The sequence below is a fragment of the Mesorhizobium sp. M0088 genome, assembly GCF_040322895.1.
Classification (GTDB): domain Bacteria; phylum Pseudomonadota; class Alphaproteobacteria; order Rhizobiales; family Rhizobiaceae; genus Mesorhizobium.
The window spans coordinates 121,039-142,075 of the sequence record NZ_JAMYUI010000013.1 but is presented as its reverse complement, the minus strand read 5'-3'; the positions used below and the strand labels follow the sequence as shown (position 1 = coordinate 142,075).

Below are 21,037 nucleotides of genomic sequence, written 5' to 3'. Positions count from 1 at the left end.
GTTGGCCTAGGCATCGGATCGAAGCCGCAAGGTTTCGGCAATCCGATGCTCAAATTCCGAAGCTAGCGTAATCCGATTTAGGAATACGTTCCGCTGGTTCCATTACCCAGGATAAAAAAATGACTTTCTTCTCGCGATACTTGCCTTTCGTGGCCGCCATGACGCTTGTCGTCGTGGCATCGAACATTCTCGTGCAATTCCCGATGCAGGGCCAGATCGGCGGCCTCTCGCTGGCCGACCTTCTGACCTGGGGGGCCTTCACCTATCCCTTCTCGTTTCTGGTCACCGACCTCGCCAACCGCCGTTACGGCCCCACTGTGGCGCGCCGGATCGTCTTTGTCGGCTTCATGACGGCGGTGATCTGCTCGATCCTTGTCCCGCCCTTCCTGTTCCGTCACGGCCTGATCGAATTCGAGACCGCCGCCGACCGGCTGGTGCGGATCGCGGCCGCGTCCGGAGCGGCGTTCCTTGCCGCGCAATTGCTCGATGTGACTGTCTTCAACCGGCTGCGCCGCCAGAGCTGGTGGCGGGCGCCGATCGTCGGCACGCTGGTCGGGTCGGTGTTCGACACAGCCGTGTTCTTCACCGTCGCGTTCTCGGCCGCCTTTGCCTTCGCTGGTCCCAACGACGGCTTTGCGTTGGAAAACGCACCCTTGATGGGCGTCTTCCATGTCGACGCGATGCGTTGGATCTCCTGGGCGCTGGGCGACCTCAGCGTGAAGCTGATCATCGCCGTGGTGGCGTTGATCCCCTACCGTCTGCTCGCGGCCCGCTGGAGCCAGCCGGCGGTTGCGGCTTAAGCCATGATCCCGAAAAGTGGGACCCGGTTTTCGGAAAAGATCATGGTCGGACAAAGATCATGATCCCGTGGGTTCAGCTCGATTCGGCAAAGACCCCGGACGGCGGACAAGAACTTCGCCTCAAGCGGCGCGGCACCGAATTCTCGATCATGCTGGGCACCAACGAGCTCATGAACAGCCGCCTCAGCGGTTCCGAGGAAGCGCTGGCAAAACTGTCCTGTGAGCGGATTGCCGGCCATAGCCGGCCCACAATCCTGATCGGTGGGCTTGGCATGGGTTTTACCTTGCGCGCCGCACTCACAGAATTGGCCAATGATGCCGGAATTGTCGTCGCCGAACTGGTGCCCGCCGTCGTCGCCTGGGCACGTGGCCCGATGGCCGAAATCTTTGACGGCTGTCTCGACGATCCTCGCGTCACCATCCAGGAAACCGATGTCGGGCAGTTGATCCGGTCGCGGCCCGCGGCCTGGGACGCCATCCTGCTCGATGTCGACAACGGCCCGGAAGGCATCGTCCACAAATCCAACGACGCACTTTACAGCGTGCAAGGCCTCGCAGCCGCACGCAGCGCCCTGAAACCCGGCGGCGTGCTGGCGGTGTGGTCGCAAGGCCCCGACAGCGGCTTCACGCGGCGGCTGAAGCAGGCAGGCTTCGCGGTCGAAGAGGTCAGTACGCGCGCCAACGGCAAGCGCGGCGCCCGCCATGTCATCTGGATCGCCACCAGGACGTAAAGCCGGCGGGTCAATCCTGGTGGAGAATGAATTCCAGATAGAGGTTGCGCTGCAGGATCGAGTGGTTGTCGTCCGAGATCAGCGACACCATCAGCGCGCCGTCGTCGCGGCTCCAGACGTCGAGCCCTTCCATATTGTCGATCTGGTAGTCCATGTCGGCCTCCAGCAGCACCGGCCCGTCGGCGACCGCGCCCTTCTCGACGCTTTCGCCGTAGATGCGCCGCAGCCGCATCTTGACGCCGCTGGCCATCGAGAAACTGCGCTCCAGAAGCAACAGATCACCATCGGGCAGGAAGGCGCCGTCGGTGATGTCGAAATCGCCATTGCGCTTGACGGTGAAGACGCCCTTGTGCGGCCCTTCGATGATGGCGGCATAGATGTTGCCGGCCTTGTCCAGGCTCTTCTCGGAGACCACGACCAGGCCGCCCTCATGCTGGCCGTTGGCATTGGCGTGGGTGACGGTCTCGAAGCCGCGATTCTGGCGCAGCTCGCGGGCCGGCACGACGAAATCCAGCGGCTTGAACGGCGCCTTCATGTCGTTGGGGTCGATCTTGAACTGGGCGACGCGGTGGCTGCGCTCGAAGCCGACGGTGGCGATGCCGTCCTTGACCGCGAGACCTTCCGCATCGACCTCCCATTTCCTGTCGATCGGCCGGCCGGTCTGGTCGACCATCTGCTGCATGCGGAAATTCTGGATGCCGGAGGGTCGCTTTTCCGCGTCGCGGACCACCGTGCCGAAGAACCAGAAGCCGGTGTCGGCAACGCCGATGAAATCACCGCCGGCTTTCAGGAAGCGGAAGGCCGATAGCGCGCCGAAATCGCGTGTCGGCGAGGTCATCTCCAGCCCGCCGACGAATTCGAAAGGGCCGAACTGCTTGTCGGTACGGCCAACTTGAAATTGGGTGATCGGGCGGGCCGAGATTTCGACCGGTTCGACAGAACCAGAGTCAGCCAAACCGGCTGCCGCCGAAGCCACGCCGGAAAGCAGGACGATGGCGGCGAAAAGCGTCTGCCGAAACCCGCCGCGCCTGGAAATCATCCGGCGCGCCGCATACCACCGCCGCGTCGCGTATCCTTCGCGCTTTCCTCGGCGAACAGCGAAGCCAGCTGCTCGGTCATGGCGCCGGCCAGTTCCTCGGCATCGACGATGGTGACAGCGCGGCGGTAGTAGCGCGTGACGTCGTGGCCGATGCCGATGGCCAGCAGTTCCACCGGCGAACGCGTCTCGATCAGCTCGATGACGGCGCGCAGATGGCGCTCGAGATAGTTGCCCGGATTGACCGACAGCGTCGAATCGTCGACCGGCGCGCCGTCCGAGATCATCATCAGGATCTTGCGCTGCTCGGGCCGGGCGATCAGCCGGTTGTGCGCCCACAGCAGCGCCTCGCCGTCGATATTTTCCTTGAGCAGGCCTTCGCGCATCATCAGGCCGAGATTGCGCCGTGCCCGCCGCCATGGATGGTCGGCGGACTTGTAGATGATGTGGCGCAGATCGTTGAGCCGGCCAGGATTCGGCGGCTTGCCGTCCTTCAGCCATTTCTCGCGCGCCTGCCCGCCCTTCCACGCCCGTGTCGTGAAGCCGAGGATCTCGACCGAGACGCCGCAACGCTCCAGCGTGCGCGCCAATATGTCGGCGCAGGTGGCGGCGACCGTGATCGGCCGGCCGCGCATGGAGCCGGAATTGTCGAGCACCAGCGTCACCACCGTGTCGCGAAATTTGGTGTCGCGCTCCTGCTTGAACGACAGCGGCTGCATCGGGTCGATGACGACCCGCACCAGCCTCGCCGGGTCGAGGTAACCTTCTTCCAGGTCGAAATCCCAGGAGCGGTTCTGCTGCGCCATCAGCCGGCGCTGTAGCCGGTTGGCCAGCCGCCCGACGACGCCGGACAGATTGGCCAGTTGCTTGTCGAGGAAGGCGCGCAGCCGGTCGAGTTCTTCCTCTTCGCACAGCTCCTCGGCGCCGACCGTCTCGTCGAAAGCCGTGGTGAAGACCTTGTAGTCGATTTCCTTCGGCAGATTGGTGAAGGGATTGTCGTTACGGCGCGCCTCGCCGGGTGTTTCGGCATCGGCGTCGTCATCGTCGGACAGATCGTCGGCGGTGGCATCGGAGGCTTCCGTCTCGGCCGACTGCTCGTCATCGGCCGAAGCTTCGGCATCCTCGGACTGCGACTGCTCGGAGCCGGAATCCTCTTCGCCACCCTCCTCGCTCTGCTCCTCGCCTTGCGGCTGGTTGTCGTCATTGTCCTCGGAATCTTCCGTCTCCTGGTCGTCGCCGAGTTCCTCGGCCATTTCCATGGAGGCGAGCATCTCGCGCACGACCCGGGCGAACGCCTGCTGGTCACCGAGCTTGGCCGACAATCCGTCGAGGTCGGCCTTGGCCTTCTCCTCGACCCAAGGGCGCCAGAGTTCGACCAGCCGCTCGCCGCTTTTCGGGATCGGACGGCCGGTCAGCTTCTCGCGCACCATCAGGGCAAGAGCTTCCTCGATCGGCGCGTCGGCCTTGTCCTTGATGTCGACGAGGTTGGCCTTGGCGTATTTGTCCTCCAGCATCGAGCCGATATTGTCGGCAACGCCTTGCATGGCGCGTGAGCCTATCGCCTCGACGCGAGCCTGCTCGACCGCGTCATAGATGGCGCGGGCCGCCTTGCCTTCCGGCGCCAGCTTGGTGTGGATGCGCACATCATGGCAGGCGCGCTTCAGCGCCATGGAATCGCCGAGGCCGCGGGTGATCGCAATATCGCTCTTCGATGCCTTCTTCGGCAATTCGGGCAAACGCGCACGGCTGCCGGCGAGCGCCGGCCGGTCCTTGGCGAAACCGACTTCCAGTTCCTTGTCGCCGGCAATGGCGCGCATGCAAACGGTGACGGCACGCTTGAAGCTGTCGGCTTCAGACCCCGTCTTCGACTTGTTGCGCGTGTTGTCGCCCGGACCCGCCATCGAGACCCTGCTTAGCCCAGCACCACGTTGGCGGCGCTCTCGGGCAGATCCTCGCCGAAGGCGCGCTGATAGAACTCGGCCACCACCGAGCGCTCCAGTTCGTCGCATTTGTTGAGGAAGGTCAGCCGGAACGCCATGCCGATATTGCCGAATATCTCGGCATTCTCGGCCCATGTGATCACCGTGCGCGGGCTCATCACGGTCGACAGATCGCCGTTGATGAAGGCCGAGCGCGTCATGTCGGCGACGCGCACCATCTTGTTGACGATGTCCTTGCCCTTGCCGTCGCGATAGTGCTTGGCCTTGGCCAGCACGATGGCGACTTCGTTGTCGTGCGGCAAATAGTTCAGCGTGGTGACGATCGACCAGCGGTCCATCTGCGCCTGGTTGATCTGCTGGGTGCCGTGATAGAGGCCGGTGGTGTCGCCAAGGCCGACCGTGTTTGCGGTCGAGAACAGCCGGAAGGCCGGATGCGGGCGAATGACCCGGCTCTGGTCGAGCAGCGTCAGCCGGCCCGACGATTCCAGCACGCGCTGGATGACGAACATCACATCCGGACGGCCGGCATCGTACTCGTCGAAGCACAGCGCGACATTGTGCTGGTAGGCCCAGGGCAGGATGCCGTCGCGGAATTCGGTGATCTGCAAACCGTCCTTGACGACGATCGCGTCCTTGCCGACGAGATCGATACGGCTGACATGGCTGTCGAGGTTGACGCGCACGCAAGGCCAGTTGAGGCGGGCGGCGACCTGTTCGATATGGGTCGACTTGCCGGTGCCGTGATAACCCGACACCATGACGCGGCGGTTGTAGGCAAAGCCCGCAAGGATCGCCATCGTCGTGTTCTTGTCGAACAGATAGTCCGGGTCGATGTCCGGCACATGCTCCGATGTCACCGAATAGGCCGGAACCACCATCTTGGATTCGAAGCCGAATTTCTCCTTCACCGACACCGTCGTATCGGGCAGGTTGGCGATGTCGCGATCGACCTTGTTCATATCTCTCAACGTCTCCACGGGCGAAACGTCTGATTTCGCCGGCAATCGATTTTGTCCGGGGGCGGTCTTAGAGCCTTTTCCAACCTTATGAAAGTTGGAAAACGACACGAACCGTATGGCCGCTCAGCACAGGCCCGCCTGTTTGAGCACGCGATAGGCCTGCAGCACATCGCGGAACCGGTCTTCCGAACCTCTGTCGCCACCATTCGCATCCGGATGGTGCAGTTTCACCAGTTCCTTATAGCGCGCCTTGATCTCCTTGCCAGTCGCCTTTGTATCAAGACCAAGCGTTTCCAGCGCCTTGGCCTCAAGCGGCTTGGCCTTGCGCTCGCGCGCCTCGCGCGGATCCTTCGGTCCCTTGAACAGGTCAAACGGGTCGCGCATGCGGTTATAGTAGCCGGCCCGGCCGGAACGCATCTGGGCCATATCGGGCGACGATCGCGTCGAGGCTCCGTTGGCGCCCATTTTCCAGGTCGGCCGGTGCCCGGTCATGGCTTCCTTCTGGAAGCGCGCGACCTCGGTGTCCGGCACGCCGGAAAAGTAGTTGAAGCCCTTGTTGTACTCGCGCACATGATCGAAGCAGAAGTGGAAATACTCGCCTTCCTTCATGCGCCCGACCGGCGCACGATGGGTGCCCGCTTCCTTGCAGCCGTCCCACTGGCAGATCGGCGAGTGCGACTTCAGCTCCGCGTCCTTGTCGGGGCGGACGCGAATCTTCTCGAAATATTTGGGGTACGGCTTCATCTTACCCATTTATGGGGTGTTCGCAGATGCGAAACAAGAATTGACATTTTCGCGATCATCGCCCTAACCGCTGAATCGCGGCATAAAGCAGGCGAATGGCGGATTTTGTTGCTCGGCGGCGGCCCCTCGCGAAACCGATTTTCGGTTTCCAGGCCGAGACGCCAGCGATATGTGGTGAAGGGAGATGGCGATGTCCATACAGGCGACCATGGAAGACAAGCTCAATAAGGCATTTTCGCCGGACAGGCTGGTTATCATCAACGAGAGCCATCTCCATGCCGGCCACCACCATCACGGCTCCGACCATCACGGCACTTATGACGGCACCGGCGAGACGCATTTTCGCGTCCGCGTCGTCGCTTCCGCCTTTGCCGGCATGAGCCGCATCGACCGTCACCGCGCCGTCAATGAACTGCTTGCCGACGAATTGAAGGCCGGCGTGCACGCGCTGGCGATCGAACCGGCGGCTCCCGGCGAAAAGACCCGCTGGTAGCTCGGTTCCGCCGATCGTTTTTCGCCGCGCTCAGAGCACCGCTTCGATGAGGAACGGCCCGCGCCGTGACAGCGCGCTGTCCAGCAGCGCCTCGAAGCGCTCGCATGTATCGGCGCGAGCCGCCTCCACGCCCATGCCTTTGGCCAGCGACACCCAGTCGAGCGAGGGATGGTCGAGGTCGAGCATGCGCCTGGCGTTCTCGCCGATCGCGCCCACGCCGACATTCTTCATCTCGCCATGCAGGATTGCATAGGTTCGATTGGAAAACACGATCGTCACCACGTCGAGCTGTTCCCGCGCCTGCGTCCACAATCCCTGTACCGTGTACATGCCGCTGCCGTCGGCTTCGAGGTTGATCACCTTGCGGTCCGGACAGGCGATTGCCGCCCCGGTCGCCATCGGGATGCCGCCGCCGATCGATCCGCCCGTGCCCATCATGTAGTCGTGCGGCGCTGCAAAGGCCGACAGCGCGAAGAAACGCCTGGCCGAGGTGACCGCTTCATCGCAAACGATCGCATCGGCCGGCAGTTTGCGCGCCACCGACAGCGCGATGGCATCTTCCGTCAGCTTGCCGTTCGGCGTTGCCTCGTCCGGAAAAGCGGCCGCGAGCACCTGTTGTTGTGACGGCTTGATGCCAAGTTCGTCGCGAAGCGCCTCCAGCGCCGCATGCAGATCGTCGCCATGGGCGGCCAGTGTCAGCACCTCGCAGCCTTCCCGCACGAGCCGTCCCGGTTTCCCCGGATAGGCGAAGAAGGCAACCGGCTCCTTCGCACCGACCAGGATCAGAACATCGACGTCGCTCAGCACAGCCATCGCCGCATCGACCGGATAGGGGATGCGGGTCGGCGCGACACGCCCACGCCCGCGTTGCATCCGTGCGATCAGAACCTCGCCGAACAGGCGGACATCGCTGCCCGTCGAAATCTGCCCGGCGATGGCGAGCGCATCGGCGCGTGCGGCCTTTCCGCGAACGATCATGCCTGCCCGGCCCGGAGCGGTACGGATCGCCGCGGCGACCTTGCGCACGGCGTCCATATCGACGGCCGGCGCTGGCACCAGCTTCACCTTGCCGACCGAAACCGCGTCGACTTCGCCCCAGGCGGCATCCGCCGGCAGGATCATCGTCGCGACGCCGGGCGGTGTCAGCGAGGCGCGAAAGGCTGCTTCAGCTGCCGGCACGATATCGGCCGGGCCCTTGACGCGGCCGACCCAATTGGACATCGGCGCCGCAAGGCTCTCGATATCGCTGGTGAGCGGGGCATCGAGCGGCAGATGGTAAGAGGCGTGGTCGCCGACGATGTTGATCATCGGGCTGAAGGCACGCCGGGCATTGTGCATGTTGGCGAGCCCGTTGGCCAGGCCGGGACCGGTATGCAGCAGCGTCGCGGCCGGCCGATCGGTCATCCGCGCATAGCCATCGGCGGCACCAGTCACCACCCCTTCGAACAGCCCGAGCACGCAACGCATTTTCGGCTTGCGGTCAAGTGCTGCAACGAAGTGCATTTCGGAGGTGCCGGGATTGGCAAAGCAGACCGTCACATCGTTGGCCAGAAGCACGTCACACAGGACATCGGCGCCGTTCATGCAATTCCCTCCCGCTCACGATCGAAGAGCACTTGCACCCGGGCGCGCCCGCACAGCAATATCCCGCCGCCATTTTTGATCTGATCCAGCGCTGTAAAGATCAGCCAACCGTCGATTTCAGGAATGCCAGCGCGGCAGCGGTCAGCGCGTCACCGTCCTCGCCGAAATCGCGATTGATCGACATATGCGTGTAGGCGCTGCCGTCGAACAGTGTGACCTGGGTGCCCGTCGCGCGCAGGCGCTCGGCAAAGGCCTTGGAGTCCTCGCCGCGGCCAGGGGCGCGCGAATAGGCAATGAACGTCGGCGGGTGCTTGCGGCCGTCGACATGGCTGGCCGGCGACAGTGCCGCCCATTGCGCGGGATTGGAAAAGACGCGGGCATAGGCCCGCACCATGCCGCCCTTCCTGGCAAGTGCTGCAAGATCATAGGCCCTGGTATCGTCGAGAATGAGCGCAGCTATGCCGGGCAATCCGCCGCGCATGCCGGTCAGCGCAATCAAATGGCAGCCGGCCGAATGGCCCATGCCGACAATGCGGTTGGGATCGCCGCCATGCCGGGCGATGTTGGCCCTGATGAAGGCGTAGGCCTTTTCGACGTCACCGGCCTGGGTGGCGACATCGGCCTGCGGCAACATGCGGTAGTCGATGGAGACGAAGCAGAAGCCGTTGGCGAGCAGGAAGGCCGGTTTGGCGTTGACCTGACTGCGTTTGCCAAACTGCCAGGTGCCGCCATGAACGAAAAACACGACCGGCAGCCCCATTGCACCATCGGGCGCATAGATGTCGAGCTTGGCCGGCCCGTAGTCGAAGGTCTTTGGCGTGGGTCGGCGTGTTTCCGACGCGGCCGATGCTTCCAACGGCAGCATCGCCGCCACCGAGGCCATGATCAGGCTTCGTCGATCGATCATCACTGTCTCCTGACGAGGCAAGACTGCACGTGGCGGCCCCAGCCGTCCAGTCAGGGATTCGCAACACACCCGCTACCCGCGCTGAATGCCGCTCCGCACCGAGCGCCTTGATCTCGGAGTGGCCTCAAATCTTACGATCGCAGCCACCTCTTCACATGAAGGGAACAAACGGTACCCCCCGACAGTTGAATGCGAGGTGAGCCGAATGGAAGCCACAGCGGCTCCGAGGGCAAAAGCATCATGCGAGAGAACCAGTCTGACGTCTTCGATCTGTTTTCGGAAATTTACACCAACGCGGCGCAGGAAGAGATCAGCATCCAGCAATATCTCCTTGCCTGCCGCGAGGACAAGTCGATGTATGCCTCGGCGCCTGAACGGATGGTCGAGGCGATCGGCGAGCCGAACCTGGTCGACACCAGCAAGGATGAGCGGCTCGGCCGCATTTTCTCCAACCGGACCCTGAAAGTGTACCCTTCCTTTGCCGATTTCTATGGCATGGAGGATACGATCGAGCGCATCGCCGGCTATTTTCGCTATGCGTCGCAGGGGCTCGAGGAGCGCAAGCAAATCCTCTATTTGCTCGGCCCCGTGGGCGGTGGCAAATCCTCCCTTGCCGAGCGTCTGAAGAAATTGATGGAACAGCGCCCGATCTACACGCTGAAGGTCGGTAATCAGGTCAGCCCGGTTTTCGAATCGCCGCTTGGTCTTTTCCATCCTGATCGCATGGGCGACCTGCTGGAGGACAAATACGGCATTGCCCGACGCCGGTTGAATGGGCTCATTTCGCCATGGGCAGCCAAGCGCCTCGACGAACTTTCCGGCGACATTTCCAAGTTCAGCGTCGTCAAGCTGATGCCGTCGCGACTGCGCCAGATCGGCATCGCCAAGACCGAGCCCGGCGACGAGAACAATCAGGACGTTTCGGCCCTGGTCGGCAAGGTGGACATCCGGCAATTGGAAAACTTCAGCCAATCCGATCCGGACGCCTATTCCTATAGTGGTGGACTGAACCGGACCACCCAGGGCCTGCTTGAATTCGTCGAAATGTTCAAGGCGCCTATCAAGGTCCTGCATCCGCTGCTGACCGCCACCCAGGAAGGCAGCTACAACGGCACCGAAAACTTCGGCGCTTTTCCCTACCAGGGAATCATCGTGGCCCATTCCAACGAGTCGGAATGGCTGCAGTTCAAGAACAACAAGAACAATGAGGCTTTTCTCGATCGCATCCTCGTGGTCAAGGTGCCGTATTGCCTTCGGATAACCGAAGAGCGGCAGATCTACGAGAAACTGCTGCGGGAGAGCGAATTGGCCGCCAGTCCTTGCGCTCCAGAGGTGCTGGACATCCTCAGCCGGTTTACCGTCTCGACCCGTTTGGCCGAGCACGACAATTCGCCGCTCTACACCAAGATGCGCGCCTATGATGGCGAGAACCTCAAGGAGGTCGACCCCAAGGCAAAGTCGGTTCAGGAATATCGGGACGCCGCCGGCGTCGACGAGGGCATGGCCGGCGTCAGCACGCGCTTTGCCTTCAAGATCCTGTCGCAGACCTTCAACTACGACACCGAAGAGGTGGCCGCCGACCCCGTGCACCTCATGTACATCCTGGAGGAGGCGATCAAGCGCGAACAGTTTCCGAAGGAGACGGAAGCCGCCTATCTGGAGTTCATCAAGTCCGAGCTGGCCGCGCGGTATGCCGAGTTCATCGGCCATGAGATCCAGAAAGCCTATCTGGAATCGTACAGCGAGTACGGCCAGAATCTTTTCGACCGCTACATCGCCTATGCCGACGCCTGGATCGAAGACCAGGACTACAAGGATCCTGACACCGGCCAGATCCTCAACCGCGAGGTTTTGGACAACGAGCTTTCGCAGGTCGAAAAACCGGCCGGCATCGCCAATCCCAAGGACTTCCGCAATGAGGTGGTGAAATTCACGCTGCGCGCCCGTGCAAGAAACCATGGCCGCAACCCGGCGTGGACAAGTTACGAAAAGCTGCGGGAAGTCATCGAGAAACGCATGTTCGGCCAGGTCGAGGACCTCCTGCCGGTGATCAGTTTCGGCTCCAAGCAGGACAGCGTCACGGAAAAGCGGCACAATGAATTCGTGCAGCGGATGGTCGAGCGCGGCTACACCGAGCGGCAGGTTCGTCGCCTTGTGGACTGGTACATGCGGGTGAACAGGGCGGGTTAGAGAACCCGGATGGTTCCATGCCGATCTTCATCGACCGCCGCCTGAACCCGAAAGACAAGAGCCTCGGCAATCGCCAGCGCTTCCTGCGACGCGCGCGCGAGGAATTGAAACGGAGCATACGCGACCAGATCCGCACCGGCAGAATCGCCGACGCGGATTCCGAGCACGCCGTGCGCATGCCCGAAAGAGGCACAAGCGAGCCGAGCTTCAGCAACGCCCGCGACAGTGGCAGGCGCCAGCACATCTTGCCGGGCAACAGGCATTTCTCCGCTGGAGACCTGATCCCCAAGCCCGGCGGAGGCGGCGGAGGAGCGTCGTCCCCGGGAAACAAGGCATCCGAGGACGACTTTCGTTTCGTACTGTCGCGCGAGGAAGTGCTCGATCTTTTCTTCGAGGATCTCGAACTCCCCGACATGGTCAAGCTCAACCTCAAGGAGATCCTTGCCTTCAAGCCGCGCAGGGCGGGCTTCGCCGCCACCGGTTCGCCGACCAACATCAATGTCGGCCGCACGATGCGCAACAGCCACGGCCGCCGCATTGCGCTGAGGCGCCCCAAGCAGGTCGAACTGGATGCGATCCTCGAGGAAATCGCCTCGCTCGAGGAGGCGCCATCCAGCGCCGACGCGCGCCAGCGTATCGCGGCATTGCGCGAAGAGCTTGACCGGCTGGAACGACGCCGCCGCCGGATTGCCTATGTCGATCCGGTCGACATCCGCTTCAACCGCTTCGATTCCCGGCCGGTGCCGAACGCCAATGCCGTCATGTTCTGTCTGATGGACGTGTCCGGGTCCATGGGCGAGCGCGAGAAGGATCTGGCCAAGCGCTTCTTCGTCTTGCTGCACCTGTTCTTGAAACGGCGCTACGACCGCATCGAGATTGTCTTCATCCGCCACACGCACCTGGCTCAGGAGGTCGACGAGGAAACATTTTTCTACAACACCCAAAGCGGCGGCACTGTCGTTTCCACCGCGCTGGAGGAAATGCACCGTATTATCGCCAGCCGCTACCCGGCCCACGACTGGAATATCTATGCTGCCCAGGCCTCGGACGGCGACAATTTCGCCGGCGATTCAGAGCGATGCATTTCGCTTCTCAACGGCGAGCTCATGCGGCTGTGCCAGTATTTTGCCTATGTCGAGATCATCGACGAGCGTGAAGCCCATATTTTCGGCTCGACCGAAAACGGGACATCGCTGTGGCGTGCCTATAACGCCATCGACCAGAAATGGCCGAACTTCCAGATGAGCCGCATCGCTACGCCCGCCGATATCTACCCGGTCTTTCGCCAGCTTTTCGGCAGGCAGCCGGTCTCCCTCAAGCGGGCATGAGGGTTCCCGATGGTCAGACAAGCCAGCAAATCCAGCCTGCTTTTTTCAGGGTCCGACTGGGATTTCAAAACATTGTCGCGGGCCTATGACGCGATCGAGGCACTTGCGGTCGAAGAGCTTCATCTGGACACCTATCCCGTTCAGATGGAGATCATCTCCTCGCAACAGATGCTCGACGCCTATTCGTCCATCGGCATGCCATTGATGTACCGTCACTGGTCTTTCGGCAAACATTTCCTCCACCAGGATCTGCTCTATCGCAAGGGCGGGCGAGGGCTTGCTTATGAACTGGTCATCAATTCCAATCCCTGCATCGTCTATCTGATGGAGGAGAACACCATGGCCCTGCAGGCCTTGGTGACGGCCCATGCAGCGCTCGGGCACAATCATTTCTTCAAGAACAATCAATTGTTCAAACAATGGACGGATGCAGGTGCGATCCTCGGCTACCTGGACTTCGCCAAGGGCTACATAGTCCGTTGCGAGGAGCGGCACGGCCTCGCCGCCGTCGAGGCTGTGCTCGATTCCGCCCACGCGCTGATGGATCAGGGCGTGTTTCGCTATCACCGGCCGCCGAGGCTGTCTTCGGAACGGCAGCGCGAAGGAATTCGCGAGCGTCTCGAATACGAGGAGCGCTCCTACAACGACTTGTGGCGTACGCTGCCGCCTTCGCAGCAAGCGGCCAACGACAAGGGCCAGGACCCGGAGCGGAAGAAATCGCTAAACCTGCCTGAGGAAAACCTGCTCTATTTCCTGGAAAAGAACAGCCCGGTCCTGGAGCCCTGGCAGCGTGAGATCATCAGGATCGTTCGGGTCATCGCGCAATATTTTTACCCGCAACGGCAAACACAGGTGATGAACGAGGGCTGCGCCACGTTCGTGCACTATACGCTGATGAACATGCTGTTCGACCGCGGCCAGATCAGCGAAGGCGCCATGCTCGAAATCCTGCGCAATCATTCCAACGTGGTCTTTCAGCCGGCCTTCGACGATCCGCGTTTTTCAGGCATCAACCCCTATGCTCTCGGCCTCGACATGATGCAGGACATTCAGCGCATGTCGACCAAACCCACGGCCGAGGACCGCGATTGGTTCCCCGACATCGCTGGCCAGGGCAACTGGCGCGAGGTCCTGCTTGACGCCTGGGCCGAGCATCGCGACGAATCCTTCATCCGCCAGTACCTCAGTCCGGCCTTGATCCGGAAATGGCGGTTTTTTGTGCTTGGCGACGCTGCCGACCAACCGCATTGTCTGGTCGCCTCGATCCACGACGAGCGCGGCTACGCCAAGATACGCGCCACGCTCGCCAACAGCTATGATCTCGGCGCGAACCGGCCGGACATTCAGGTGGTGGATGTCGATCTGCTCGGCGACCGCCATTTGCGCCTGCAGCACAAGGTCAATGACGGCATCCTTCTCGAGGATGCCAGCCGCGACGCCACGCTTCGTCACATCCGCAGGCTTTGGGGTTATGAAGTCAGCCTGGCGGCCATGGATGCCGAGACCGGCGCGACGATCCACGAACGCTCGACCAGCCAGATCGCCGGATGACGTGCCCCGGCCTCCCTGCGCGTATCAGGTGTCGCCGGCTGGCCTGATCCTCAGCCTTGCGATCCGGTTCTTGTCGCGTTTCATGACGATGAAGCGCTTGCCGTGGAACGTAAAAGCCTGCTTCTCCTCGGGGATCGATTGCGTCTCGTGAATGACGAGGCCGGCAATGGTGGTGGCCTCCTCATCCGGCAGGTTCCAGTCGAGAGCCCGGTTGAGGTCACGGATCGGCACCGTACCGTCGACGACCACGGAGCCGTCGGCCTCCTGCTTGACGCCCTGTATGTCGACATCATGCTCGTCGGCGATCTCGCCGACGATCTCCTCGATAATGTCCTCCAGCGTCACCAGTCCTTCGACCTCGCCATATTCGTCGACGACGACGGCGAAATGCGCTTTGCGGCGAAGGAAGGCGTTGAGCTGTTCCTGCAAGGTTGTCGTGTCGGGCACGAACCAGGGCTTCGAGGCGATCTTCATCACATCGATCCTGGAGAAGTCGTTGCCGACTTCGTTCAAGGCGCGCAGCAGATCCTTTGCATGCAGTACGCCGACGATGTTGTCGAGCGAGCCTTTCCACAGCGGCATGCGGGTGTGCGGGCTTTGCAAGATCTCGCGCACCACCGCTTCCGGCGCATTGTCGGCATTGACCGAGCGCATGTTGGTGCGGTGGACCATGATGTCGGAGACTTCGAGTTCGGCGAGATCGAACAGGCCGCCGACGCGGTCGCGATCCTCGCGCACCACCTGGCCGTCGCGGCGGAAATCGTCGACCGCGCCGCGCAATTCGTCCTGGCTGGAACGCTGCGGCTCGATGCGCGAAAGCTCGTATCCGAACATGGCAAGCAGGCGCGTGCGCACGGCAACAAGCAGCACGATGAGGATGGCAAGGACGGCAACGACGATCCAGCCGGGCTCGTTCATCTCCGGTCGCTTTCCTTTGGGTGATTCTCCCTGAGGAACGACAGCACTTCCGAGGCCGGCACGTCCTTGGCGATGAAGGCCTGGCCGATGCCGCGCGTCAGGATGAAGGTCAGCGCGCCGCGCGACACCTTCTTGTCCTGGGTGATAAAGGCCAGCAGCGCCTCGGCGTCAGGCAGATCGCCCGATATGTCGGCTATCCGCCAGGGCAGGCCGACGGCGCGCAGATGCGCCTCGACGCGCGCGGCATCGTCGGGGCTGGCCAGATTGAGCCGCGACGAGAACCGGTAGGCCAGCGCCATGCCGATGGCGACCCCTTCGCCATGGACGAGGCGGGCTCCGTCATACTGGGTGGCGGCTTCCAGCGCGTGGCCGAATGTGTGGCCGAGATTGAGCAGCGCGCGGTCGCCGGTCTCGAACTCGTCGCGCGCAACCATTTCGGCCTTGGCGCGGCAGGCTTCGGCGATCGCCTGCGTCCTCTCCGGCCCGCCGGCAAAAACCTGGACCCAATTCTTTTCCAGCCAGGTGAAAAGTTCTGGCCGGTCGATGAGCCCGTATTTGGCGAGTTCGGCATAGCCGGCGCGGAATTCCCGAATCGGCAGCGTGTCCAGCACTCCGGTGTCGGCCAACACCAGTTTCGGCTGATGGAAGACGCCGACAAGGTTCTTGCCGCGTGGGCTGTTGATGCCGGTCTTGCCGCCGACCGAGGAATCGACCTGCGCCAGCAGCGAGGTCGGGATCTGCACGAAATTCATCCCGCGCCGCACGATGCCGGCGGCAAAGCCCGCAAGGTCGCCGATAACGCCGCCGCCGAAGGCGATGACGATGTCGCCGCGTTCCAGTTTCGCAGCCAGCACACCGTCGACCACCTCTTCGAGATGAGCAAAACTCTTGGTCTTCTCGCCGGGCGGCAACGTGATCACGGCGGTCTGGATGCCGCCCGTTTCGAGGCTGGCCTGAAGGGCAGCGAGATGCGCTGCCGCGACATTGGCGTCGGTGACGACCGCGGCGCGTGTGCCCGGCAGGCGGCCCGATATCTCGGCGCCCGCGCGGGCCAACAACCCCGAACCTATCAGGATATCGTAGGTCCGGTCGCCAAGGCCGACTTCGACGACAACGGGTGCCTCGATGCTCACTGTTCCACCTCGCCCGTCGCCGTCGTCTCATCGATGCCGAAATGCCGGCACAGCGCGTCCACCACCTCGGTCGCGATGACTTCCTTGCGGTCGTCGCGGGTCGGCACGGTGACATCAGATGTCGCGTAGACCGGATAGCGCTCGCCCATCAGCCGCTCCAGCACGGCGCGCGGATCGGCACTTTTCAACAATGGCCGGTTCTGTTTCTTGGAGACGCGGTCCATCAGAAGATCGAGCTCGGCCTTCAGCCATACCGACACGCCCTGCGCTGCAATCGCCTCGCGCGTCTGCGCATTCATGAAGGCGCCGCCGCCGGTCGACAGCACCTGCGGGCCGTTTTCCAGCACGCGCAGGATGACGCGCTGCTCCAGCGCCCGGAATTCGGTCTCGCCATAGCGCTCGAACAGCTCCGGAACGGTCATGCGCGAGACGCTTTCGATCTCCTGGTCGCTGTCGATGAAGGGCAGAGCCAGCATCGTCGCCACCTTGCGGCCGATCGCCGTCTTGCCGGCACCCATCAATCCGACGAAGACGACGGAACGGCTGCCCAGCCGGCCAAGCAACGCGGCGTGGATCTCGTCTGGAGGATTTGCTGGCAGCGCGTTCATCGGATGTTTCGAAGGCCCTCTTTGCCGGCGTATCGACATGAAAAGCCCGTTTGCGTCAAGCGGGGCAAGCGCCTTGAACCCGATATGGACCAGCAGGGTCTGCATCAGAAGTTGCTAACAGGCCTCCGCTTCTTCCTTGAATTGGCCGGATTGGCGTCCCATAAGGGGACAGGGTTTGGAAACGCAGAACAAGAAGACGGGCGAAAATTGATGCCGACACTGTTTCGCTTTGTCGTGGTAACAGCGATTCTGGCAGGCATTGCCTATGGTGCGATGTTCGCATTGGTGATGTTCGTCGAGCCAAAGAAGGGCGAAATGAGCGTGCGCATCCCTCCGGAAAAGCTGAACCCCAAGAAAAGCTGAACCCGAAGAAAAGTTGAATGAACAGCGCCGCCCGCATCGAAGCCTTTCTGGAAATGATGAGCGCCGAGCGGGGCGCGGCTGAAAATACGCTTTCCTCCTACCGCCGCGACCTCGAGGACGCTTCTGGCGCGATCGATGGCGGGCTGGCTGGTGCCGCCGCCGCCGATATCCGCGCCTATCTCGACGACATTGCCGCCCGCGGCTTTGCCGCCACGTCGCAGGCGCGCAAACTGTCGGCGATCCGCCAGTTCTTCAAATTCCTCTACGCCGAAGGCCTGCGGGGCGATGACCCGACCGGCACGCTGGACAGCCCGAGAAAGGGCCGCCCGCTGCCCAAGACGATGAGCGAGGCCGACACCGGCCGGCTGATCGACCGAGCGGCGCTTGAGGCCGGCGATGCCTCGTCGGGCGATGGGGACAGTCTGGCGTCACTGCGCCTGCATGCGCTGGTCGAGGTGCTTTACGCCACCGGCCTGCGCGTTTCCGAGCTGGTCGGCCTGCCGGTGACGGTGGCGCAGCGCGACGACCGTTTCTTCATGGTGCGCGGCAAGGGCGACAAGGAGCGCATGGTGCCGCTCTCCGCCAAGGCACGCGCGGCGATGAAGACCTGGCTTGCCGCCCGCGCCAGGGTGCCAGCCTTTGCCGACAGTCCGTTCCTGTTTCCGGCCGCCTCCGACAGCGGCTATCTCTCGCGCCAGGTCTTTGCGCGTGACCTGAAGGGGCTGGCGGCAAGGGCCGGCATCGCCTCGGCGAAGATCTCGCCGCACGTGCTGCGCCATGCTTTCGCCAGCCATCTCCTGCAGAACGGCGCCGATCTCCGGGCCGTGCAGCAATTGCTTGGCCATGCCGACATATCGACGACACAGATTTACACCCATGTGCTGGAAGAGCGGCTGGTGCGGCTGGTCAACGATCATCATCCGCTTGCCGACTAGGCCTCATATCGCTATGTGAGGACGACATTTCACCGCCCGGAGCCTTGGATTCAAGGGTTCCGTCAGCCACTGCCTTCCGACGTATCGGTCCGCTCACGCATGTATAATTACCTCGATTTCGAAAAGCCGGTGCAGGACCTCGAGGGCAAGATCCTCGAGCTGAAGAAGCTTGCCGAGAATGGCGAGGCGGTCGATGTCGGCGACGAGATCAGCCGTCTCGAGAAGCGCTCCCGCGACGCGCTGCGCGACGCCTACAAGGCGCTGACGCCGTGGCAGAAGGTGCAGGTGGCTCGCCATCCCGACAGGCCGCATTGCGTCGACTATATCAAGGGCCTGTTCACCGATTTCACGCCGCTGGCCGGCGACCGCAATTTCGGTGAAGACCAGGCGATCGTCGGCGGTTTCGCCCGTTTCCGCGGCGAACCCATTGCCATCATCGGCCAGGAAAAAGGTTCCGACACAGCCAGCCGCCTGAAACACAATTTCGGATCGGTTCGCCCGGAGGGCTACCGCAAGGCGGTACGGCTGATGGAACTGGCCGACCGCTTCAAGATCCCGCTGCTGACGCTGGTCGACACGGCCGGCGCCTATCCCGGTGTCAACGCTGAAGAGCGCGGCCAGGCGGAGGCTATCGCCCGTTCAACCTCGACCTGTCTCGGCCTGAAAGTGCCGTCGATCTCGGTGGTCATCGGCGAAGGCGGTTCGGGCGGCGCCATTGCCATCGCCACCGCCAACCGCGTCTACATGCTCGAACACGCCATCTATTCGGTGATTTCGCCGGAAGGTGCCGCCTCTATCCTGTGGCGCGACACGACGCGATCGAAGGATGCGGCAACCAATATGAAGATCACCGCGCAGGACCTTCTGGAGCTGAAGATCATCGACGCCATCATCCCCGAGCCGCTCGGCGGCGCGCATCGCGGCGCCGAAACGGTGATCGCTGCGACCGGAGACCTCATCGCCAGGACGATGAAGGACTTTGCCGGCGCCAACACCGATTTCCGCGAGCAGCGCCGCGAAAAATACCTGGCCATGGGCCGCAGTCTCTGACCACAGGCAGCCTTGGCCGCAACAATGTGGCGGAGCGGAGCATTTTTGCCACAAAAATGCCGCTGCATTCGGCTCAATGAGACTGCCGCAGGGGGATGCGTCGGCACTTGCGGTAAGGAATTTATTAGGGTTAACGGGCTTAGGGTCCGTCGATGCGCAGTGTAGCAGCCGGGGCAGGAAACGTCCTGGCGCCAGAGAAAAGACGATATCCGTAGCCATGTTTGTCAAGCTCGCCCGCACCGGAATCCTGATAGCCGCACTCGGCGTTGCCGGCTGCAACAATTCGTCGATGAAGGATTTTGCCCCGGAGGCCAACAAGCCGCTGCCCGACAAGATCCTTGCCGACATGAAGGCCAAGGGCATGGTCCGCACCTCGTCGGTGATGGCCCGCATCTTCAAGGAAGAAGGCAAGCTCGAAATCTGGAAGGCCAAGACCAACGGCCGCTACGACATGGTCGCCAGCTACGACATCTGCAAATGGTCGGGCAAGCTCGGGCCGAAATACACCGAAGGCGACCGCCAGGCGCCGGAAGGCTTCTACACGGTGCGCCCGGCGCAGATGAATCCGCGCTCGAACTACCATTTGTCCTTCAACATCGGCTATCCCAACGCCTATGACCGCGCCAATGGCCGTACCGGCTCCAATTTGATGGTGCACGGCGCCTGTTCGTCTTCGGGCTGCTATTCGATGACCGATGCGCAGATCGAGCAGATCTATGCCTTCGGCCGCGATGCTTTCCAGGGCGGCCAGACCGAGTTCCAGATCCAGGCGTTTCCGTTCCGCATGACCGCCGCCAACATGGCGCGCTACCGCAACGACCCGAATTACGACTTCTGGAAGATGCTGAAGGTCGGCTACGACAATTTCGAGATCACCAAGGTGCCGCCGAAGGTCGATGTCTGCGAGAAGCGTTATGTCTTCAACCAGGTTGCCGCCGACGGTCAGACATTCGATCCGGCCGGCGCCTGCCCGGCGACCACGCAACCTGATTCGCTGAAGAGCGCCTACAATTCCTACATGAGCACCTACGACGCTGCGTTCAGCGGCGCGGTCAAGGCCAGCGTGCCGGCGCCCAAGCCGACCATTGCCGGTATCAAGGAAGCCAGCATCGTCTCCGACTGGTCCAAGCGCCGCGCACGCGGTGAACGCGTGCCGATCGATCCGCCGTCGCTCAACAATGACGGCTCGATCACCGAGACGGCGCGCATGGGCCGCATCGATTCGCCCGCTGGCCGCAAGATGGCGGCCCTCGACGCCGAAAAGGCGGCCAAGCAGAAGGCCGAGGAGCAGAGGCTGGCTGCCATAGAGGCGGCCAAGCAAGCCAAGGAAGCCGCCAAGGCCCAGGCTCTGGCCGAAAAGGAGGCCGAAAAGGCCGCCAAGGAAGCCCCTGTCGCCACCGCGACCATCGCGGCCCCTTCGGAAGCGGCACCGATGGCTGAGACGCAAGCGGCGAGTGCCGACGAGAGCCGCGTGACGAAGCTGAAGAACAAGCTGCTCGGCATGTTCGGCGGTTGATTTCGCCCGTGGATGACCGCGCCGCTATTTATGACCTCAAGGGGCTGAACTGCCCCTTGCCCGTGCTCAAGGCCAAGAAGCGCCTGGCGGGGATGCAACCGGGCAGCCGGCTCTGGCTGGAGACCACCGACCCGCTCGCCGTCATCGACATTCCGGCATTCTGTTCGGAGAGCGGCCACCAGTTGATTGAAACGGCGGCGGTCTCCGGCGGCCATCGCTTCCTGGTCGAGTGCGGCGCGCCGTAATCGTGG

The 21,037-nt window shown here is 62.6% G+C and carries 20 protein-coding genes; 11 read left to right on the top strand and 9 right to left on the bottom strand.

Annotation, left to right across the window (positions count from 1 at the left end):
• The first annotated feature begins 119 nt into the window (after positions 1-119).
• Positions 120-800: a queuosine precursor transporter gene (locus NKJ67_RS17385; RefSeq protein ID WP_127266961.1), complete on the top strand. Its 681-nt coding sequence runs from the start codon at positions 120-122 to the stop codon at positions 798-800.
• Between the two features lie 59 nt (positions 801-859).
• On the top strand, positions 860-1,531 hold the full coding sequence (locus NKJ67_RS17380) for a spermidine synthase family protein (protein ID WP_256745273.1): 672 nt from the start codon (positions 860-862) through the stop codon (positions 1,529-1,531).
• Positions 1,532-1,541: 10 nt separating this feature from the next.
• Here NKJ67_RS17380 and NKJ67_RS17375 read toward each other — a convergent pair whose 3' ends face one another.
• The 4 genes from NKJ67_RS17375 to NKJ67_RS17360 all read right to left on the bottom strand — a co-directional run bounded on the left by NKJ67_RS17375 (position 1,542) and on the right by NKJ67_RS17360 (position 6,219).
• A complete protein-coding gene (locus tag NKJ67_RS17375) occupies positions 1,542-2,570 on the bottom strand; it encodes an esterase-like activity of phytase family protein (protein ID WP_292334269.1) in 1,029 nt (342 codons plus the stop codon).
• Complete coding sequence (gene cobT, locus NKJ67_RS17370) at positions 2,567-4,468, bottom strand: cobaltochelatase subunit CobT (RefSeq protein WP_352582039.1); 1,902 nt, start codon at positions 4,466-4,468, stop codon at positions 2,567-2,569. Before cobT ends, NKJ67_RS17375 begins: the two co-directional genes overlap by 4 nt.
• Positions 4,469-4,479: 11 nt before the next feature.
• Positions 4,480-5,466 carry a cobaltochelatase subunit CobS gene (gene cobS / locus NKJ67_RS17365; protein ID WP_013529367.1) on the bottom strand — a complete coding sequence of 329 codons (987 nt, stop codon included), beginning with the start codon at positions 5,464-5,466 and terminating at the stop codon, positions 4,480-4,482.
• Positions 5,467-5,589: 123 nt separating this feature from the next.
• Positions 5,590-6,219, bottom strand: a complete 630-nt coding sequence (locus NKJ67_RS17360) for a J domain-containing protein (protein ID WP_013529366.1) — start codon at positions 6,217-6,219, stop codon at positions 5,590-5,592.
• A 181-nt stretch (positions 6,220-6,400) separates the two neighbouring features.
• Between NKJ67_RS17360 and NKJ67_RS17355 the strand changes: the two genes are divergently transcribed.
• Positions 6,401-6,703, top strand: a complete 303-nt coding sequence (locus NKJ67_RS17355) for a BolA family protein (RefSeq protein ID WP_013529365.1) — start codon at positions 6,401-6,403, stop codon at positions 6,701-6,703.
• Between the two features lie 30 nt (positions 6,704-6,733).
• Here the strand turns inward: NKJ67_RS17355 and NKJ67_RS17350 are convergent, their stop codons facing one another.
• Together NKJ67_RS17350 and NKJ67_RS17345 are read right to left on the bottom strand one after the other, a co-directional pair.
• Positions 6,734-8,287: an acetolactate synthase large subunit gene (locus NKJ67_RS17350; protein WP_352582038.1), complete on the bottom strand. Its 1,554-nt coding sequence runs from the start codon at positions 8,285-8,287 to the stop codon at positions 6,734-6,736.
• A gap of 100 nt (positions 8,288-8,387) precedes the next feature.
• The gene (locus NKJ67_RS17345; RefSeq protein ID WP_352582037.1) at positions 8,388-9,194 is read right to left on the bottom strand and encodes an alpha/beta hydrolase; all 807 of its coding nucleotides are present in this window, start codon (positions 9,192-9,194) and stop codon (positions 8,388-8,390) included.
• 240 nt (positions 9,195-9,434) lie between these two features.
• Here NKJ67_RS17345 and NKJ67_RS17340 point away from each other — a divergent pair, with 240 nt between their 5' ends.
• The 3 genes from NKJ67_RS17340 to NKJ67_RS17330 are packed head-to-tail and all read left to right on the top strand — an operon-like array spanning position 9,435 to position 14,263.
• Positions 9,435-11,384, top strand: a complete 1,950-nt coding sequence (locus NKJ67_RS17340; protein ID WP_013529362.1) for a PrkA family serine protein kinase — start codon at positions 9,435-9,437, stop codon at positions 11,382-11,384.
• Between the two features lie 17 nt (positions 11,385-11,401).
• Positions 11,402-12,712, top strand: a complete 1,311-nt coding sequence (locus NKJ67_RS17335) for a YeaH/YhbH family protein (protein ID WP_128308428.1) — start codon at positions 11,402-11,404, stop codon at positions 12,710-12,712.
• A 9-nt stretch (positions 12,713-12,721) separates the two neighbouring features.
• Positions 12,722-14,263 (top strand): SpoVR family protein, encoded by a 1,542-nt coding sequence (locus NKJ67_RS17330; protein WP_256745267.1) that lies wholly within the window; start codon positions 12,722-12,724, stop codon positions 14,261-14,263.
• Between the two features lie 24 nt (positions 14,264-14,287).
• Here the strand turns inward: NKJ67_RS17330 and NKJ67_RS17325 are convergent, their stop codons facing one another.
• Genes NKJ67_RS17325 through NKJ67_RS17315 form a run of 3 tightly spaced genes read right to left on the bottom strand, consistent with a single transcriptional unit; the run spans position 14,288 to position 16,922 of the window.
• Positions 14,288-15,181: an HlyC/CorC family transporter gene (locus NKJ67_RS17325; RefSeq protein ID WP_292334279.1), complete on the bottom strand. Its 894-nt coding sequence runs from the start codon at positions 15,179-15,181 to the stop codon at positions 14,288-14,290.
• Positions 15,178-16,314 carry a 3-dehydroquinate synthase gene (gene aroB, locus NKJ67_RS17320; RefSeq protein WP_352582036.1) on the bottom strand — a complete coding sequence of 379 codons (1,137 nt, stop codon included), beginning with the start codon at positions 16,312-16,314 and terminating at the stop codon, positions 15,178-15,180. Before aroB ends, NKJ67_RS17325 begins: the two co-directional genes overlap by 4 nt.
• A complete protein-coding gene (locus NKJ67_RS17315) occupies positions 16,311-16,922 on the bottom strand; it encodes a shikimate kinase (protein WP_256745265.1) in 612 nt (203 codons plus the stop codon). Before NKJ67_RS17315 ends, aroB begins: the two co-directional genes overlap by 4 nt.
• Positions 16,923-17,132: 210 nt before the next feature.
• Between NKJ67_RS17315 and NKJ67_RS17310 the strand changes: the two genes are divergently transcribed.
• The 5 genes from NKJ67_RS17310 to NKJ67_RS17290 all read left to right on the top strand — a co-directional run bounded on the left by NKJ67_RS17310 (position 17,133) and on the right by NKJ67_RS17290 (position 21,031).
• A complete protein-coding gene (locus NKJ67_RS17310) occupies positions 17,133-17,285 on the top strand; it encodes a histidine kinase (protein ID WP_127266685.1) in 153 nt (50 codons plus the stop codon).
• A 17-nt stretch (positions 17,286-17,302) separates the two neighbouring features.
• Complete coding sequence (locus NKJ67_RS17305; RefSeq protein WP_292455596.1) at positions 17,303-18,220, top strand: site-specific tyrosine recombinase XerD; 918 nt, start codon at positions 17,303-17,305, stop codon at positions 18,218-18,220.
• 99 nt (positions 18,221-18,319) lie between these two features.
• Positions 18,320-19,270, top strand: a complete 951-nt coding sequence (locus tag NKJ67_RS17300; RefSeq protein ID WP_063173172.1) for an acetyl-CoA carboxylase carboxyltransferase subunit alpha — start codon at positions 18,320-18,322, stop codon at positions 19,268-19,270.
• Positions 19,271-19,487: 217 nt separating this feature from the next.
• The gene (locus NKJ67_RS17295) at positions 19,488-20,786 is read left to right on the top strand and encodes a L,D-transpeptidase family protein (RefSeq protein WP_352582035.1); all 1,299 of its coding nucleotides are present in this window, start codon (positions 19,488-19,490) and stop codon (positions 20,784-20,786) included.
• Positions 20,787-20,794: 8 nt separating this feature from the next.
• Positions 20,795-21,031: a sulfurtransferase TusA family protein gene (locus NKJ67_RS17290; protein WP_164748663.1), complete on the top strand. Its 237-nt coding sequence runs from the start codon at positions 20,795-20,797 to the stop codon at positions 21,029-21,031.
• Positions 21,032-21,037 lie beyond the last annotated feature (6 nt).